This is a genomic window from Pantoea sp. GM_Pan_4, assembly GCF_026541005.1.
GTDB lineage: Bacteria > Pseudomonadota > Gammaproteobacteria > Enterobacterales > Enterobacteriaceae > Pantoea > Pantoea dispersa.
On sequence record NZ_JALNUZ010000015.1, the window covers coordinates 38,351 to 55,995 of the forward strand.

General features: G+C 54.7%; 15 protein-coding genes. 8 read left to right on the plus strand and 7 right to left on the minus strand.

Annotated features, from left to right (window positions below; genetic code table 11):
* Nucleotides 1-88: 88 nt before the first annotated feature.
* The 6 genes from hupB to bolA form a co-directional block, all read right to left on the minus strand.
* A complete protein-coding gene (gene hupB, locus OXR61_RS21100) occupies nucleotides 89-361 on the minus strand; it encodes a nucleoid-associated protein HU-beta (protein ID WP_014606441.1) in 273 nt (90 codons plus the stop codon).
* Nucleotides 362-573: 212 nt separating this feature from the next.
* On the minus strand, nucleotides 574-2,928 hold the full coding sequence (gene lon / locus OXR61_RS21105; protein WP_021507187.1) for an endopeptidase La: 2,355 nt from the start codon (nucleotides 2,926-2,928) through the stop codon (nucleotides 574-576).
* A 189-nt stretch (nucleotides 2,929-3,117) separates the two neighbouring features.
* The gene (gene clpX / locus OXR61_RS21110; RefSeq protein WP_021507186.1) at nucleotides 3,118-4,389 is read right to left on the minus strand and encodes an ATP-dependent protease ATP-binding subunit ClpX; all 1,272 of its coding nucleotides are present in this window, start codon (nucleotides 4,387-4,389) and stop codon (nucleotides 3,118-3,120) included.
* A gap of 127 nt (nucleotides 4,390-4,516) precedes the next feature.
* Nucleotides 4,517-5,140, minus strand: a complete 624-nt coding sequence (clpP, locus tag OXR61_RS21115) for an ATP-dependent Clp endopeptidase proteolytic subunit ClpP (RefSeq protein ID WP_010616837.1) — start codon at nucleotides 5,138-5,140, stop codon at nucleotides 4,517-4,519.
* A 336-nt stretch (nucleotides 5,141-5,476) separates the two neighbouring features.
* Nucleotides 5,477-6,781: a trigger factor gene (gene tig / locus OXR61_RS21120; RefSeq protein WP_021507185.1), complete on the minus strand. Its 1,305-nt coding sequence runs from the start codon at nucleotides 6,779-6,781 to the stop codon at nucleotides 5,477-5,479.
* 303 nt (nucleotides 6,782-7,084) lie between these two features.
* Nucleotides 7,085-7,399 (minus strand): transcriptional regulator BolA, encoded by a 315-nt coding sequence (gene bolA, locus OXR61_RS21125; RefSeq protein ID WP_021507184.1) that lies wholly within the window; start codon nucleotides 7,397-7,399, stop codon nucleotides 7,085-7,087.
* Between the two features lie 269 nt (nucleotides 7,400-7,668).
* Here bolA and OXR61_RS21130 point away from each other — a divergent pair, with 269 nt between their 5' ends.
* From OXR61_RS21130 to OXR61_RS21165, 8 genes are all read left to right on the plus strand, one after another.
* Nucleotides 7,669-8,247, plus strand: coding sequence for a lipoprotein (locus OXR61_RS21130; RefSeq protein ID WP_021507183.1), 579 nt, complete (start codon nucleotides 7,669-7,671; stop codon nucleotides 8,245-8,247).
* Nucleotides 8,248-8,302: 55 nt separating this feature from the next.
* Entirely contained in the window at nucleotides 8,303-9,790 is a 1,488-nt protein-coding gene (ampG, locus tag OXR61_RS21135) for a muropeptide MFS transporter AmpG (protein WP_021507182.1), read from the plus strand.
* Between the two features lie 438 nt (nucleotides 9,791-10,228).
* A complete protein-coding gene (cyoA, locus tag OXR61_RS21140; RefSeq protein ID WP_031279652.1) occupies nucleotides 10,229-11,152 on the plus strand; it encodes a cytochrome o ubiquinol oxidase subunit II in 924 nt (307 codons plus the stop codon).
* Nucleotides 11,153-11,156: 4 nt separating this feature from the next.
* Nucleotides 11,157-13,139 carry a cytochrome o ubiquinol oxidase subunit I gene (gene cyoB, locus OXR61_RS21145; protein ID WP_021507180.1) on the plus strand — a complete coding sequence of 661 codons (1,983 nt, stop codon included), beginning with the start codon at nucleotides 11,157-11,159 and terminating at the stop codon, nucleotides 13,137-13,139.
* Nucleotides 13,139-13,753 carry a cytochrome o ubiquinol oxidase subunit III gene (locus OXR61_RS21150; RefSeq protein ID WP_021507179.1) on the plus strand — a complete coding sequence of 205 codons (615 nt, stop codon included), beginning with the start codon at nucleotides 13,139-13,141 and terminating at the stop codon, nucleotides 13,751-13,753. Before cyoB ends, OXR61_RS21150 begins: the two co-directional genes overlap by 1 nt.
* Nucleotides 13,753-14,082 (plus strand): cytochrome o ubiquinol oxidase subunit IV, encoded by a 330-nt coding sequence (locus OXR61_RS21155; RefSeq protein WP_022549333.1) that lies wholly within the window; start codon nucleotides 13,753-13,755, stop codon nucleotides 14,080-14,082. Before OXR61_RS21150 ends, OXR61_RS21155 begins: the two co-directional genes overlap by 1 nt.
* 13 nt (nucleotides 14,083-14,095) lie before the next feature.
* Entirely contained in the window at nucleotides 14,096-14,983 is an 888-nt protein-coding gene (gene cyoE / locus OXR61_RS21160; RefSeq protein ID WP_021507178.1) for a heme o synthase, read from the plus strand.
* A 203-nt stretch (nucleotides 14,984-15,186) separates the two neighbouring features.
* Nucleotides 15,187-16,551, plus strand: coding sequence for an MFS transporter (locus OXR61_RS21165; protein ID WP_031279651.1), 1,365 nt, complete (start codon nucleotides 15,187-15,189; stop codon nucleotides 16,549-16,551).
* Between the two features lie 56 nt (nucleotides 16,552-16,607).
* On the opposite strand, the gene adhP is transcribed toward OXR61_RS21165, so the two are convergent.
* The gene (adhP, locus tag OXR61_RS21170; protein ID WP_031279650.1) at nucleotides 16,608-17,642 is read right to left on the minus strand and encodes an alcohol dehydrogenase AdhP; all 1,035 of its coding nucleotides are present in this window, start codon (nucleotides 17,640-17,642) and stop codon (nucleotides 16,608-16,610) included.
* Nucleotides 17,643-17,645 lie beyond the last annotated feature (3 nt).

The window sequence follows — 17,645 nt, forward strand, 5'->3', positions numbered from 1 at the left end:
AAAATGATGTGCCCGTATGTTACATGAGAACGCCTTTTTCGTCCTCAATCCATGGAAGAAAATGCTTCGATGGACAGGTCAGCGGTCATTAATTGACGGCGTCTTTCAGTGCTTTACCTGCACGGAAGCCCGGTACTTTACCAGCCGGGATGGTGATTTCTTTACCGGTTTGTGGGTTACGGCCGGTGCGGGCAGCACGCTCGCGTACAGAGAAGGTACCGAAACCGACCAGTGCCACTTCGTCACCGCCTTTCAGCGCGTCAGAAACGGAGCCCATGAATGCATCTAACACACGTCCAGCTGCCGCTTTAGAAATGTCAGCGTCTGCAGCAATTTTGTCGATCAACTGTGACTTATTCACTCTCTTCATCCCCTCTTTTATTATTCACTCGCACCCGCGCTTCCCGCCCGGTGCGAACGCGCAGCCAGTTATATCAAGCCTGTGGAGCTGAAACAACGGTATTCATCTTAATCGTTGATCCAGCAGCCCCCTAAATTAGCGGCACAAAAAAAAGCTGGCAAGCCCGATTTGGCCTGCCAGCTTCGCTTTTTAGCGCTTTTTGTCGCTAATCACTATTTTGCCGTGGCAACCTGCATCCCGTACGGGGCATTTTCCAGCGCCAGGCTCAGCACTTCTTCAATACGCTTCACCGGATGGATCGACAGATCGGCAATCACGTTCTGTGGAATCTCTTCCAGATCGCGCTTGTTTTCGTCCGGGATCAGCACGGTTTTGATGCCGCCGCGATGCGCCGCCAGCAGTTTCTCTTTCAGGCCACCAATCGGCAGTACCTGACCGCGCAGTGTGATCTCGCCGGTCATCGCCACGTCCGAACGCACCGGGTTACCGGTCAGACAGGAGACCAGCGCGGTACACATCGCGATACCGGCGCTTGGGCCATCTTTCGGCGTCGCCCCTTCCGGTACGTGTACGTGGATGTCACGCTTCTCGTAGAAGTCGCCGTTGATGCCGAGTTTCTCCGCACGGGCGCGTACTACCGTCAGCGCCGCCTGGATGGACTCCTGCATCACCTCACCGAGTGAACCGGTGTAGGTCAGCTTGCCTTTGCCCGGCACGCAGGCGGTTTCGATGGTGAGCAGATCGCCGCCCACTTCGGTCCACGCCAGGCCGGTGACCTGACCAACACGGTTTTCGCTGTCAGCGCGGCCGTAATCAAAGCGCTGCACACCCAGGAAATCCTTGAGGTTTTCGCCGTTGATTTTGATGCTCTTTTTCGCTTTGTCCATCAGCAGCGCTTTCACCGCTTTACGGCACAGCTTGGAGAGTTCGCGCTCCAGGCTACGAACGCCCGCTTCACGGGTGTAATAGCGGATAATGCCGATAATGGCGCTATCGTCAACGCTGATCTCTTTCTCTTTCAGCGCATTACGCTCGATCTGCTTCGGCAGCAGGTGCTGTTTAGCGATGTTGAGCTTCTCATCTTCGGTGTAACCGGAGAGACGAATCACTTCCATACGATCCAGCAGCGGAGCCGGAATGTTCATGGAGTTAGAGGTAGCCACAAACATCACATCTGACAGATCGTAATCCACTTCCAGATAGTGATCGTTGAACGCAATGTTCTGCTCTGGATCCAGTACCTCCAGCAGCGCTGAAGCCGGATCGCCGCGCATGTCGGATGACATTTTGTCGATCTCATCCAGCAGGAACAGCGGGTTTTTCACGCCGACTTTGGCCATTTTCTGGATCAGTTTGCCCGGCATCGACCCGATATAGGTACGACGGTGGCCGCGGATTTCCGCTTCGTCACGCACGCCGCCCAGCGCCATACGCACATATTTACGGCCGGTGGCTTTAGCGATTGACTGTCCCAGCGAGGTTTTACCCACGCCCGGCGGTCCAACCAGACACAGAATCGGCCCTTTAATTTTGCTGACGCGACTCTGCACCGCAAGATACTCAAGGATGCGGTCTTTCACGCGCTCCAGACCGTAATGGTCGGTATCCAGCGTCTCCTGCGCTTTCCGCAGGTCTTTTTTCACCTTGCTGCGCGCGTTCCACGGTACCTGCACCATCCAGTCGATGTAGCCGCGCACCACGGTGGCTTCCGCTGACATCGGTGACATCATCTTCAGCTTCTGCAGTTCAGCTTCGGCCTTCTCGCGCGCCTCAGCCGGCATTTTCGCCGCGTCGATTTTGCGTTTCAGCGCTTCGTATTCATCCGGCGCATCATCCATCTCGCCCAGCTCTTTCTGAATCGCTTTCATTTGCTCATTCAGATAGTACTCGCGCTGGCTTTTCTCCATCTGCTTTTTAACGCGGTTGCGAATACGCTTCTCAACCTGCAGCAGATCGATTTCCGATTCCATCATCGCCATGAGATATTCCAGACGCTCATTGATGTCGGACATCTCCAGCACTGACTGTTTATCAGCCAGCTTAAGCGGCATATGCGCCGCGACGGTGTCGGCGAGACGCGCCGCGTCGTCGATGCTGTTGAGTGAAGTCAGCACCTCCGGCGGGATTTTTTTGTTCAGCTTGATATAGCCTTCAAACTGATTGATGGCGGTACGCACCAGCACTTCCTGCTCGCGCTCTTCAATTTCCGGCGAGATCAGGTATTCGGCCTGGGCAACAAAGTGGTCGCCATTGTCCGCTAAAGTGGTGATGTGTGCGCGCTGAAGACCTTCCACCAGCACCTTAACGGTGCCGTCTGGCAGTTTCAGCATCTGCAGTACGGAAGCAACGGTCCCTACCGCGAAGAGATCGTTAATACCAGGTTCATCCGTTGAAGCCTCTTTCTGGGCAACCAGCATGATCTTCTTGTCATGATCCATCGCCGCTTCGAGGCAACGAATCGATTTTTCCCGACCAACAAACAACGGAATTACCATGTGCGGATAAACCACCACGTCGCGCAACGGCAACACGGGGATTTCAATGCGTTCAGAACGCTCAGGATTCATAGAGCTCTCTCTTAGTTTAATGTCCGCCAGGTGATGGGAACCGCGTGATACAGGCTGTATGCAGTTAGACCCACAGGATTATGAGTATATGGGGATGCTTGCACGACATTCAATGTCACAGAGGTGAGAAAAATAAAAGGGGAAACATTTTCCCCTTTTTTAAGATAACAACGCGGTGTAATTGATTATTTATTCGCCAGAAGCCTGGGCTTCATGCTTACCGTAAATCAGCATCGGGTCAGATTGCCCCTCGATTACTGACTCATCGATCACCACTTTCTCTACGCCTTCCATTGATGGCAGGTCGTACATGGTTTCGAGCAGCGCCGCTTCTACGATAGAACGCAGACCACGTGCCCCGGTTTTACGCGAGTTGGCTTTTTTCGCAATCGCCGTCAGCGCTTCGTCACGGAACTCCAGCTCCACGCCTTCCAGGTTAAACAGCGCCTGATACTGCTTGGTCAGGGCGTTTTTCGGTTCACGCAGGATCTGGATCAGTGCTTCTTCGCTCAACTCGTTGAGCGTCGCCACCACTGGCAGACGACCAATGAACTCCGGAATCAGACCAAATTTGATCAGATCTTCCGGCTCAACCTGCGACAGCAACTCGCCTTCGCTGGCTTTCTGCGATTTACCTTTAACGGTCGCGCCAAAGCCAATACCGGAGCCGGTTTCAACACGCTGTGAAATCACTTTATCGAGGCCGGCAAACGCACCGCCACAGATAAACAGGATTTTCGAGGTGTCGACCTGCAGAAACTCCTGCTGCGGATGCTTACGTCCACCCTGCGGCGGCACGGCAGCCACCGTGCCTTCAATCAGTTTCAGCAGTGCCTGCTGCACGCCTTCACCTGACACATCACGGGTGATAGACGGGTTGTCTGATTTACGGGAAATCTTATCGATTTCATCGATGTACACGATGCCGCGCTGCGCTTTCTGTACGTCGTAGTCGCACTTCTGCAGCAGTTTCTGGATGATGTTTTCCACATCCTCACCCACATAACCGGCTTCGGTCAGCGTGGTGGCATCCGCCATAGTGAAAGGCACATCCAGCAGGCGCGCCAGCGTTTCCGCCAGCAGGGTCTTACCGCTACCGGTTGGACCGATCAGCAGAATGTTACTTTTGCCCAGTTCAATCCCGTTGCTGGTGTCGCCATTACGCAGACGTTTGTAGTGGTTGTACACCGCCACCGCCAGCACTTTTTTCGCCTTCTCCTGACCGATAACATAATCGTCAAGGTGATGGCGGATCTCATGCGGCGTCGGGAGCGCGCTGCGCTCGCGGTGCGGGGCCACTTCTTTAATCTCTTCGCGAATGATGTCGTTACACAGATCGACACACTCGTCGCAAATATACACTGACGGCCCGGCAATCAGCTTACGGACTTCATGCTGGCTTTTGCCGCAGAAAGAGCAGTACAGCAACTTACCTGAACCGTCTTTGCGCTTATCTGTCATCAGCTAACCTCTTTTCGTTCTCAGACCTAATTGGTGTACGGCAATGGCCGCACAGCAACGGCCGATATGCATGCAACTCACCTGTCTGCACCCGTTAACTATAGCGTAAGGGGCAGACAGATGTGTCTTATTGGCGATGCGTCAGGATGGAGTCGACCAGGCCATACTCTACCGCTTCGCTGGCAGAGAGGAAACGATCGCGCTCGGTGTCGCGTTCAATCTGCTCCAGCGATTTACCGGTATGTTCCGCCATCAGCTCATTCATACGCTGCTTCACTTTCAGGATTTCACGCGCGTGGATCTCAATGTCCGTCGCCTGGCCCTGATAGCCGCCCAGCGGCTGGTGAATCATCACGCGTGAGTTTGGCAGACAGAAGCGCTTGCCTTTGGTCCCCGCCGTCAGCAGGAATGCGCCCATCGAACAGGCCTGGCCCATACAGATGGTGCTCACGTCCGGCTTGATGAACTTCATTGTGTCATAAATCGACATACCGGCGGTAATTACACCACCTGGCGAGTTAATGTAGAGGTAAATGTCTTTTTCAGGATTCTCAGCTTCCAGAAACAGCATCTGCGCCACAATCAGGTTCGCCATGTGATCCTCAACCTGACCGGTCAGGAAGATCACGCGCTCTTTAAGCAGGCGGGAGTAGATGTCGTAAGAACGCTCGCCGCGCGAGGTTTGTTCGACCACCATTGGCACCAGCGCATTGGTTGGTGCAGTAAATTCACGATCGCCACTGTATGACATTACCGTCTCCTGATAAATTTCATTGGCAACATTCTGTACCGATTTTACGCGAGGCGCGCGGCGAAAACTATGCGCAGCGGTCTCGTTCCGACATAACAGGACGGTTAATCAGCCAGTCTTACTGTTTTCACGCATTCTCCCTGTATCTGGGGATGCAGCCCAGTTGTTTCAAGCATAACAACCTTTTCCCCATTCGCTAACACGGAAAAACAGCTTAGCGAAGAATTTGCCGATTAATTAGTCAAATAGCGCACAAATGTGGTTGGTTTCCGCCAGAAACGAAAAAGCCCGCGACACAGCGGTCGCGGGCTTTAGCACTCAGGGTTAACTCACGAATCAGGCCGCAGAGGTCTGGTTCATCAGCTCCTGGAAGTTAGTGGCTTTGTCAGTCACTTTGGCTTTCGCCAGTACCGCTTCAACCGCCTGCTCTTCCAGCGCAACGTTGCGCATGTTGTTCATCAGCTCGCTGTTTTTGCTGTAGAACTCGATCACTTCCTGCGGATCTTCGTACGCAGAAGCCATCTCTTCGATCAGCGCTTTAACGCGATCTTCATCGGCTTTCAGCTCGTTGATGCGAATTACTTCGCCCAGCAGCAGACCGACCACAACGCGACGTTTTGCCTGCTCTTCGAACAGTTCACGTGGCAGTTCCAGCGCCTGCTTCTCGTTGCCGCCGAAACGCTGTGCAGCCTGACGACGCAGAACGTCGATTTCGCTGTCGATCAGTGCCACTGGCACGTCGATTTCGTTCGCGTTAACCAGACCGTCAATCGCCTGCGTCTTCACGCGGTTACGGATAGCGCCTTTCAGTTCGCGCTCCATGTTCTTACGCACTTCAGCGCGCAGACCTTCGATGGAGCCATCTTCCACGCCGAAACGCTTGATGAATTCAGCGGTCAGCTCCGGCAGTTCGCGGGTTTCCACTTTCTTCAGCACGATGTCGAACTTCGCATCTTTGCCTTTCAGGTTTTCCGCGTGGTAGTCATCCGGGAATTTCACGTCGATGGTGAAGGTGTCGCCGGCTTTCTTGCCAGTGATGCCTTCTTCGAAGCCTGGGATCATACGACCCTGACCCATTGCCAGCACGAAGTCAGACGCTTTGCCGCCTTCGAACTCTTCGCCGTCTACAGAGCCGGTGAAATCGATGGTCGCGCGATCTTCTGCTGATGCCGCTGCATCGGTCTCTTTCCAGGTCGCCTGCTGCTTCTGCAGGGTTTCCAGCATGGTGTCGACGTCAGCGTCGGTCACTTCAACCACCGGTTTTTCGACTTCGATTGCATCCAGGCCTTTCAGCTCAACTTCCGGATACACTTCGAACTCAACCGCGTAGGTGAAATCTTCACCTTCTTTATACTCACCCGGCACGTAGTTCGGTGCGCCAGCTGGGTTGATCTTCTCTTTGATGATGGCGTCAACGAAGTTACGCGTCATCAGCTCGCTCAGGACGTCCTGACGAACAGAGGCACCGTAGCGCTGATTAATGATGGTAGCCGGCACTTTGCCTTTACGGAAACCGTCGATACGGACTTTCTTAGCCACTTCCACCAGTTCTTTCTTCACTGCGCTTTCGATGCTGTCCTTAGGAACAGTAATCGAAATGCGACGGCCCAGACCCTGAGTGGTTTCTACTGAAACTGTCATCTTGTTACCTCAAAAAATCACGTGCTCGGTCAACTTCAGACACCACACAATTAATGCGCCGTATCCAACAACCGGGACGGCCTCTGCAGGCAGAACCTAATCCCTGTCACCAGAAGCGTCCCGAAGACATTCCGGAAAAATAGACGCCGCATTATAGCGGCATCCCCGGAATGAGTCGAGGCTGCAAACTCACCACTTTTTAACGGTTTTGCTGCTTTTTTGCGCCGCAGATCGCGTTTGTGCATCATTGAGGGAAGAAAAAACGGCCCGCAGGCCGTTTTGGAGGAAGCTGGAGAGGAAAACTCAGGCCAGCGTACCGGTACCGCGACAGTTCGGTGAGGCGAGCACGGTATCCTGCAGTCCATCCCACTCTTTGCGCGTGTAGGTATGCAGCGCCAGCGCATGGACGCTGCCTGCCAGCTCGGTCGCCAGCTCGCCATAAATGGCGCGGTGACGCTGCAGGAAGCGCTGTCCGGTGAAAAGGTCGCTGACGATCACCACTTTGAAGTGACTTTCAGAACCGGCAGGCACGTTATGACGATAGCTTTCGTCATGCACTTCGAGATGTGCAGGCTCAAAAGCGTTACGCAGCTTTTCTTCTATTTGTTCGCGAATCATTGTTAACACTCCTCTACGGCGAGCGCTGTGCCCCATCTGTTTAAATATTAGTAGGTTTTTTTACCTTTCCCGCAGTCTGGCAGGAAATAAATCCTGCTGCGCTGCGCATCTTAGCCTGCTCAGGCTGCCGGTCAATCGGTTACCGCGTCCGGCTGTCCGAAAAAATCCTTTACAATCAATTTCCCCTGGTGCGGGGCTTTTTTCGCCGTGCCGCAATGCTATGATGGCCGCAGTTTTGCAAACCAACCCATATGCTAACGAGAATGAGTATGTTGAAAAAACTGTTATTCCCTCTGCTGGCTGCCTTTATTTTGGCCGGCTGCGCCAGCAATAACACCACGCTGAACATCCAGCCAAAAATCCAGCTGCCACAGCAGGATCCGAGCCTGATGGGCGTTACCGTCAGCGTTAACGGTGCCGATCAGCGCAGCGATCAGGCGCTGGCCAAAGTGAACCGCGACGGCCAGCTGATCACCCTGACCCCGTCACGTGACCTGCGTTTCCTGCTGCAGGAAGTGCTGGAGAAGCAGATGACCTCGCGCGGCTACATGATTGGCCCGAACGGCGCGGTAGACCTGCAGATCGTGGTTAATGGCCTGTACGCCGATGTTACGCAGGGCAACGTGCGTTACAGCATCACCACCAAAGCGGATATCTCTATTATCGCTACCGCGAAAAACGGCAACAAGCAGGTGAAAAACTACCGTCAGACCTACAGCGTAGAGGGTGCCTTCAGCGCCACTAACGATAAGATCACCAACGCGGTTAACTCGACCCTGAGCGACGTGATTGCCGATATGGCGCAGGACACCAGCGTCAATAACTTCATCAAGCAAAACGCGCGTTAATTTTCCGCAGTAACCTGCCCGGTCCCCGCTGACCGGGCTTCATTTCAGGCTGGCTATGACATCTCACTATCTGCGTATTTTTACCCAACGTAACGCTGCGGTCCTGCTGCTGCTCGGTTTCGCTTCCGGTCTGCCGCTGGCGCTGACCGCCGGTACGCTCCAGGCGTGGATGACGGTAGAGAATGTCGACCTGAAAACCATTGGTTTCTTCTCCCTCGTCGGTCAGGCTTACGTGTTTAAGTTTCTGTGGTCGCCGATGATGGATCGCTATACCCCGCCCTTTCTTGGCCGGCGGCGCGGCTGGCTGCTGGTCACGCAGTTAGCGCTGATTGCCGGCATTGTGGCGATGGGCTTTATGCAGCCGTCACGCGACCTTACCCTGCTGGCGGCGCTGGCGGTGCTGGTGGCTTTCTGCTCAGCCTCGCAGGATATTGTGTTTGATGCGTGGAAAACCGATGTGCTGCCGCCGGAAGAGCGCGGCAGCGGCGCGGCGATTACCGTGCTCGGTTACCGGCTGGCGATGCTGATTTCCGGCGGCCTGGCGTTGTGGCTGGCGGATCGCTATCTCGGCTGGCAGGCCACTTACTGGCTGATGGCGCTGCTGATGGTGCCCGGACTGATCGCCACGCTGCTGGCGCGTGAACCTGAGGCACCGGTGCGCGAGCCGCACTCGCTGCGTCAGGCCGTCGCGTTTCCGCTGAAGGATTTCTTTCAGCGCAACAACGCCTGGCTGCTGATCACCTTAATCATTCTCTACAAGCTGGGCGATGCGTTCGCCGCTTCGCTCACCACCACCTTCCTGATTCGCGGCGTGGGCTTCAGCGCCGGTGATGTCGGTCTGATGAATAAAACGCTCGGCCTGCTGGCGACTATTATTGGTGCGCTGTACGGCGGCGTGCTGATGCAGCGCCTGAGCCTGTTCCGCGCGCTGATGATCTTCGGCGTGCTGCAGGCGGTATCTAATTTCGCTTACTGGCTGCTGGCGGTAACGCCACCGCATCTGTGGAGCATGGCCAGCGCGGTATTTATCGAAAACCTGTGCGGCGGCATGGGCACCGCCGCCTTTGTGGCGTTGCTGATGACGCTGTGCAACAAATCGTTCTCGGCCACGCAGTTCGCGCTGCTGTCAGCGCTGTCAGCGGTTGGACGCGTGTATGTCGGTCCGGCGGCTGGCTGGCTGGTCGAACTGTGGGGCTGGCCGGTATTTTACGCCTTTACCGTGGTGGCCGCCGTACCGGGCCTGCTGCTGCTGTGGGCGTGTCGCGGCACGCTGCAGGCAATGCAGCACAGCGGTGAATTCATGAAGCGCAGCCTGTGGACACAGGGTTATCGCTGGACTGTACGCCTGTTCGCGGCCGGCTGTACGCTGCTGGCGCTCTGGCTGCTGACGCTGGCACTGCGTGCAGCGAATATCTGGCACAGCGCGACGCTGCCAACCCATCTGTTTGAGGCAGGGATGGCGCTGGCGCTGCTGGCGGTGCTGCTCGGCGTGATGCTCGACTGGCTGGCATTAAGGAAAACAGCGTCAAATCGTGCACATTAACGCTGCGCTATTTGCCAGACGGGGATAAATCGCTTAAAAATAGCCCCCGGCGAATTTTAAGCGATAGCATTTTTTTTAACGCGAAATAGAAACATTAAATTAACAATCCCGCGTAATATTTAAATCCGGTGAGCAATTAATTTGTAGAAATTTCATCGCTAAAATGATGCAGAATTGTTAAATAAATGAGTATTAAAACTCCGGTTTATGCTTTCCCTGTTTTCTCTGCGGTTAATGTCATTGGTTTTTGTTATATTGCCGCCAACTGCTTGTCGCAGTTAATAATTTGTCACCCTGCGCAACATCTGTGACACCCTTAGCAAAAGGTGTCAACAGCCTTCTGACACATCCTTAAGCTGGTTTACACTGCATAAACCTTCCCGTAAAATGCGCGCACACTTAAACGACAATAGAGCCCTTTGTCATTGAGGTCGTTAAATGAGACTCAGGAAATACAATAAAAGTTTGGGGATTTTGTCATTAATTGCAGGCGCTGTATTACTCAGCGGCTGCGATAGTGCGTTGTTAAATCCCAAGGGACAGATTGCACTGGAGCAACGTTCACTGATTCTGACAGCTTTCGGCTTGATGATGATCGTCGTTATTCCGGCAGTCTTAATGGCTGTTGTGTTCGCCTGGAAATATCGGGCAACCAATACCAACGCGAAGTATAGCCCTAACTGGTCACACTCTAACAAAGTGGAAGCCGTGGTCTGGACCATTCCGATCCTGATCATTCTCTTCCTCGGCGTGCTGACCTGGAAATCAACCCACGCGCTGGAGCCGAGCAAACCGCTGGCCTCTGACGTGAAACCGGTTGAGATCGACGTAGTGGCACTGGACTGGAAATGGCTGTTCATCTACCCGGAACAGGGTATTGCAACCGTCAACCAGATTGCCTTCCCGGCAAATACTCCGGTGAACTTCAAGATCACCTCGAACTCCGTCATGAACTCCTTCTTTATTCCTACGCTCGGCAGCCAGATCTACGCCATGGCGGGTATGCAGACCAAACTGCACCTGATCGCCAACGAGCCAGGTACGTTCGACGGTATCTCTGCTAACTTCAGCGGTCGCGGTTTCTCTGGCATGAAGTTCAAAGCCATTGCCACCAAAGACGATGCGGAATTCCAGCAGTGGGTTGCCAAAGTTAAAGCGGCACCTAACACGCTGACCACTATGGATGATTTCGAAAAACTGGCTGCGCCAAGCGAAAATCACCCGGTGGAATATTTCTCAACTGCTAATCCGGAACTGTTCAAGCAGGTTATTGATAAGTTCATGATGAGCCACGGGAAAATGGACATGTCGCACGAAGGCATGGACATGAATCACGCCGCAGCTGCGGGAGCCGAGGAATAATACGATGTTCGGAAAATTAACACTGGATGCAGTGCCCTACCATGAACCCATTATCATGGTTACGGTCGCCGGTATCATCATTGGTGGTCTGGCGCTGATCGCTGCTATTACCTATTTCGGTAAATGGCAGTATCTGTGGTCTGAATGGTTAACCTCCATCGACCACAAAAAACTGGGTATCATGTACATCATCATGGCCTTCGTCATGCTGCTGCGCGGCTTTGCCGATGCGGTAATGATGCGTACCCAACAGGTGATGGCTTCCGCCGGGGAAGCAGGCATACTGCCACCGCACCACTACGACCAGATCTTCACCGCTCACGGCGTGATCATGATCTTCTTCGTGGCGATGCCTTTCGTGGTGGGTCTGATGAACATCGCGGTTCCGCTGCAAATCGGTGCCCGTGACGTTGCCTTCCCGTTCCTGAACAACCTGAGCTTCTGGTTCACCGCTATCGGTGTGATCCTGGTTAACCTGTCACTGGGTGTGGGCGAATTCGCACAGACCGGCTGGCTGGCTTATCCACCGCTCTCGGGGGCAGAATACAGTCCTGGCGTCGGGGTCGATTACTGGATCTGGAGTCTCCAGCTCTCCGGTATTGGTACCACGCTGACCGGTATCAACTTCTTCGTGACCATTCTGAAGATGCGTGCACCGGGCATGGACCTGTTCAAGATGCCGGTATTCACCTGGGCAGCACTGTGTACTAACGTCCTGATTATCGCTGCGTTCCCGGTTCTGACCGTGACGCTGGCACTGTTGACGCTTGATCGTTACCTCGACTTCCATTTCTTTACCAATGATATGGGCGGTAACATGATGATGTACGTCAACCTGATCTGGGTCTGGGGTCACCCGGAGGTGTACATCCTCGTTCTGCCGGTGTTTGGTGTCTTCTCTGAAGTCACGGCCACCTTCTCGAAAAAGCGTCTGTTTGGTTACACCTCGCTGGTGTGGGCAACCATCGCCATTACCGTTCTGTCGTTCATCGTTTGGCTGCACCACTTCTTCACCATGGGTGCTGGTGCGAACGTTAACGCCTTCTTCGGTATCATGACGATGATCATCGCGATTCCGACCGGGGTGAAAATCTTTAACTGGCTGTTCACCATGTATCAGGGTCGTATCGAGTTCAACTCGGCGATGCTGTGGACCATCGGCTTCCTGGTCACCTTCTCCGTTGGTGGGATGACCGGCGTACTGCTGGCGGTGCCAGGCGCAGACTTCGTGCTGCACAACAGCCTGTTCCTGATTGCACACTTCCACAACGTTATCATCGGTGGTGTAGTGTTCGGTTGTATGGCTGGCGTGACCTACTGGTTCCCGAAAGCCTTCGGCTTCACCCTGAACGAAACCTGGGGCAAACGTGCTTTCTGGTTCTGGATCATCGGCTTCTTTGTTGCCTTTATGCCGCTGTACGCGCTGGGCTTCATGGGGATGACCCGTCGTCTGAGCCAGGACATCGATCCGCAGTTCCACTCTCTGCTGGTGGTTGCAGCAGGCGGTGCGGCGCTGATCGCCTGCGGTATTCTGTGCCAGCTTATCCAGTTCTGGGTATCGGTGCGTGACCGTGAGCAGAACCGCGATCTGACCGGTGACCCGTGGGGCGGCCGTACGCTGGAGTGGGCAACCTCTTCACCTCCGCCGTTCTACAACTTTGCTGTGATCCCACATATCCACGAGCGTGATGCGTTCTGGGAAATGAAAGAGAAAGGCGAAGCGTACAAGCAGCCAGAAAAATATGAAGAAATTCATATGCCGAAAAACAGCGGCGCGGCCATTGTTATCGCTGCCTTCATGACAGTCTTCGGTTTTGCCCTGATCTGGCACATCTGGTGGCTGGCAGGTCTTACTTTCCTTGGCACCATCGTGACCTGGATTGTGAAGAGCTTCGATGAAGACGTGGATTACTACGTACCGGTTGCTGAAATCGAGCAGATCGAGAAGAAGCACTTTGATGACATCAGCAAAGCAGGTCTGAAATAATGTCAACTGAAACCGTTAAACACCACCACGACGCCCATGCGGAGCATGGGCATCACGATGCGGGAGCCAATAAAGTCTTTGGCTTCTGGATCTACCTGATGAGTGACTGCATTATCTTCGCAACCCTGTTTGCGACCTATGCGGTCATGGTTAACAACACTGCCGGTGGCCCGGCAGGTAAAGATATCTTCGAACTGCCGTTTGTGCTGGTTGAAACCGCGCTGCTGCTGCTGAGCTCCATCACGTATGGTATGGCAGTGATTGCGATGAACAACCAGAACAAAGGTTCGGTCATCAGCTGGCTGGCGTTGACCTTCCTGTTCGGTGCCGGATTTATCGGGATGGAAATCTATGAATTCCATCACCTGATCAAGGAAGGTTTCGGTCCTGACCGCAGCGGCTTCCTGTCTGGCTTCTTTACTCTGGTCGGTACGCACGGTCTGCACGTGACCTCTGGTCTGATCTGGATGGCCGTGCTGATGTTCCAGATCGCTAAACGCGGTCTGAGCGCCACCAACCGCACCCGTATCATGTGTCTGAGCCTGTTCTGGCACTTCCTGGATGTGGTGTGGATCTGCGTATTCACCGTTGTCTATCTGATGGGGGCCATGTAATGAGTCATTCTGTAAACGAACATGGTGCATCTCACGGTAGCGTGAAGTCTTACATGATCGGCTTCATCCTCTCGATCATCCTGACGGCGATCCCGTTCTGGATGGTGATGGATGGCAGTGCTTCTCACGGCACCATTCTGGGTGTGGTTCTGGTGTGTGCAGTGGTTCAGGTGCTGGTGCACCTGGTCTACTTCCTGCATCTGGACAGCAAATCCGAGGGTGGCTGGAACATGGTGGCCATTGTCTTCTCCGCAGTCATTATCCTGATTGTGGTGATTGGCTCACTGTGGATTATGTGGAACCTCAACTACAACATGATGGCCCACTAAAGAGTCACGCGTAATGATTAAGCAATACCTGCAAGTAACAAAACCAGGAATTATTTTCGGCAATTTAATTTCTGTGATCGGTGGATTCCTGCTGGCTTCAAAAGGCAGCATTGATTACCCCCTGTTTCTCGTCGCTTTGGTGGGCGTTTCGCTGGTGGTCGCATCCGGTTGTGTATTCAACAATGTGATTGACCGCGACATCGACATCAAAATGGAGAGAACGCGGAACCGTGTTCTGGTCAAAGGCCTGATCTCGGCGAAAGTAAGCCTGGTTTATGCAACCGCATTGGGTATTGCTGGCTTTGCGTTGCTGTATTTTGGCGCTAACCCGCTGGCCATGTGGCTGGCGGTGATGGGCTTCGTCGTCTATGTCGGCATTTACAGCCTCTACATGAAGCGTCATTCGGTCTATGGCACGCTGATTGGCAGCCTCTCTGGCGCTGCGCCGCCAGTGATTGGCTACTGTGCGGTGACCAACCAGTTTGATGCTGGCGCGTTAATCTTACTGGCTATCTTTAGCCTGTGGCAGATGCCGCACTCCTACGCGATTGCCATCTTCCGCTTCAAAGATTATCAGGCCGCCAATATTCCGGTTCTGCCGGTGGTGAAAGGCATCTCCGTGGCGAAAAATCATATTACGCTGTACATCCTGGCGTTCATGATTGCCACGCTGATGCTGTCGCTGGGCGGTTATGCTGGCTACAAATATCTGGTGGTGGCTGCCGCCGTCAGCGTGTGGTGGCTGGGTATGGCACTGTCAGGTTACAAAACCTCAAACGACAAAGTTTGGGCGCGTAAACTGTTCGTGTTCTCCATTGTCGCCATCACTGCGCTGAGCGTGATGATGTCGGTGGACTTTATGGCCCCGGCCTCTAAGGACCTGCTGACTTACGTCTGGTAAGTCAGACCGTTACTCCGGACAAGGGCGCGAATTTCGCGCCCTTTCTTTTTGTTACCACTGCTTAAAAACAATTGTTTTACCCGCCCTGCCCTGCTTCCTAAAATAAGCGCTGCATGTCCCGGTGAGCCGGGTCGCAGATAAGGGCGCGCAACCTGTGCCGCTGCAACCTGAAGTCCCAGGGGCATAAACTTACAGAGGTTGGAATGAACGATAATAGAATGACACCAGTTGAGCTTCGGGCAACATGGGGTTTAGGCACAGTTTTTTCCCTGCGCATGCTGGGAATGTTTATGGTCCTGCCGGTACTGACCACTTACGGTATGGCTTTACAGGGCGCCAGCGAAACGTTGATCGGTCTGGCAATTGGTATTTATGGTCTGGCGCAGGCCGTGTTTCAGATCCCCTTTGGTCTGCTGTCCGACCGTATTGGCCGCAAGCCGCTGATTGTCGGTGGCCTGCTGCTGTTTGTGCTCGGTAGCCTTATTGCCGCCACCAGCACCTCCATCTGGGGCATTATCCTTGGTCGCGCGCTGCAGGGCTCCGGTGCCATTGCCGCGGCGGTGATGGCGCTGCTGTCAGACCTGACCCGGGAACAGAACCGCACCAAAGCGATGGCGTTTATCGGCATCAGCTTCGGCGTTACCTTTGCGATTGCCATGGTGGTCGGCCCGATTGTCACGCACGCGCTGGGTCTGCACGCGCTGTTCTGGATGATTGCCCTGCTCGCCAGCCTGGGTATCGTGATCACCCTGCTGGTCGTGCCCAATGCGCCGGGACACGTGCTGAACCGCGAATCCGGCATGGTCAAAGGCAGCATTCGCGCAGTGCTGGCTAATCCCAAATTGCTGAAGCTGAATATCGGCATTCTCTGTCTGCACATTTTGCTGATGTCGAGCTTCGTCGCGCTGCCGGGCCAGTTTGAACAGGCAGGCTTCCCGGCGGCTGAACACTGGAAAGTGTATCTGGTGACCATGCTGGTGGCGTTTGTCGCCGTGGTGCCGTTTATTATCTATGCCGAGGTAAAGCGCCGCATGAAGCGGGTGTTTGTCGGCTGCGTGGCGCTGATCATCATCGCGGAAATTGTACTGTGGGGCGCCGCGGGCCACTTCTGGACGCTGGTGATTGGCGTGCAGCTGTTTTTCCTCGCCTTTAACCTGATGGAAGCGATTCTGCCGTCGCTGATCAGCAAAGAGTCGCCGGCGGGCTACAAAGGCACGGCCATGGGGATTTACTCCACCAGCCAGTTTATTGGCGTCGCGATTGGCGGCAGCCTGGGCGGCTGGATTTTCGGCCACTTCGATGCGCAAACGGTGTTTCTGGTCGGCGCGATAGTGGCTGCGGCGTGGCTGTTTGTCGCCATGTCGATGCAGGAGCCGCCGTACGTCAGCAGCCTGCGCCTGGTGCTGAGTGATGCGGTGCTGGCAGTACCGAATCTGGAGAAGCGGCTGCGCGCGCAGCCCGGCGTGGCGTCAGTGTTTATCGTGCCGGAAGAGAAAAGTGCCTACATTAAAATTGACAGCAAAGTGACGAGCCGCGTGGAACTGGAGGCGCTGCTCGCCAGCAGTTAATGCCTTAACCACAGCGGACCGCGATGCTCTGGCGCCACGCGGTCCGCTCAGCGTCACTACAGCGACATATCCACCACAATACGCCCTTCAATTTTGCCGGCGTGCATGCGCGCAAAGATATCGTTGATATTAGTCAGCGGCTCAACCGCGACATTCGCTTTCACCTTATGGCGACCGGCAAAATCCAGCGCCTCCTGCAGATCTTTACGCGTACCGACAATCGAGCCGCGCACCGTAATGCCATCCAGTACCATGTCGAAGATCGAGAGATCGAATTTCCCCGGCGGCAGGCCGTTAAGCACCATGGTGCCGCCGCGACGCAGCGTGCCGATCGCCTGTTCAAATGCTTTTGGCGAGACCGCCGTTACGAGCACACCGTGCGCACCGCCAAAACTTTCCTGGAACACTTTCGCCGGATCGACCTGCTTCGCATTGGCAACCACGCTGGCACCGAGCCGTTTGGCAAATGCCAGCTTATCGTCGTCGATGTCGACCGCCGCCACGTTGAGCCCCATCGCCACCGCATACTGAATAGCCATGTGCCCCAGGCCGCCGATGCCGGAAACCACCACCCAGTCACCCGGTTTGGTATCGGTCATCTTCAGGCCTTTATAGACGGTTACGCCAGCACACAGAATCGGTGCCACTTCATTAAACTCAACGTTATCCGGAATGATGCCGACGTAGTTGGCATCCGCCAGGCAGTACTCGGCAAAGCTGCCGTTGACCGAATAGCCGGCATTCTGCTGCGACAGACACAGCGTTTCCCAGCTGTCGAGGCAGTGCTCGCAGTGACCACACGCCGAGTAGAGCCACGGTACACCGACGCGATCGCCCAGTTTGAGATGTTTCACCCCTTCGCCAATGGCCACCACCTGCCCGACGCCTTCATGGCCGGGAATAAACGGCGGATTGGGCTTGATCGGCCAGTCGCCTTCGGCGGCGTGCAGGTCGGTATGGCACACGCCGGTGGCGGCGATTTTCACCAGAATCTGCCCTGGCCCAACGGACGGCACCGGCACCTGCTCAATCACCAGCGGTTCACCAAACGCCTTTACAATCGCGGCTTTCATGGTGGTTTTGATTTGCATATT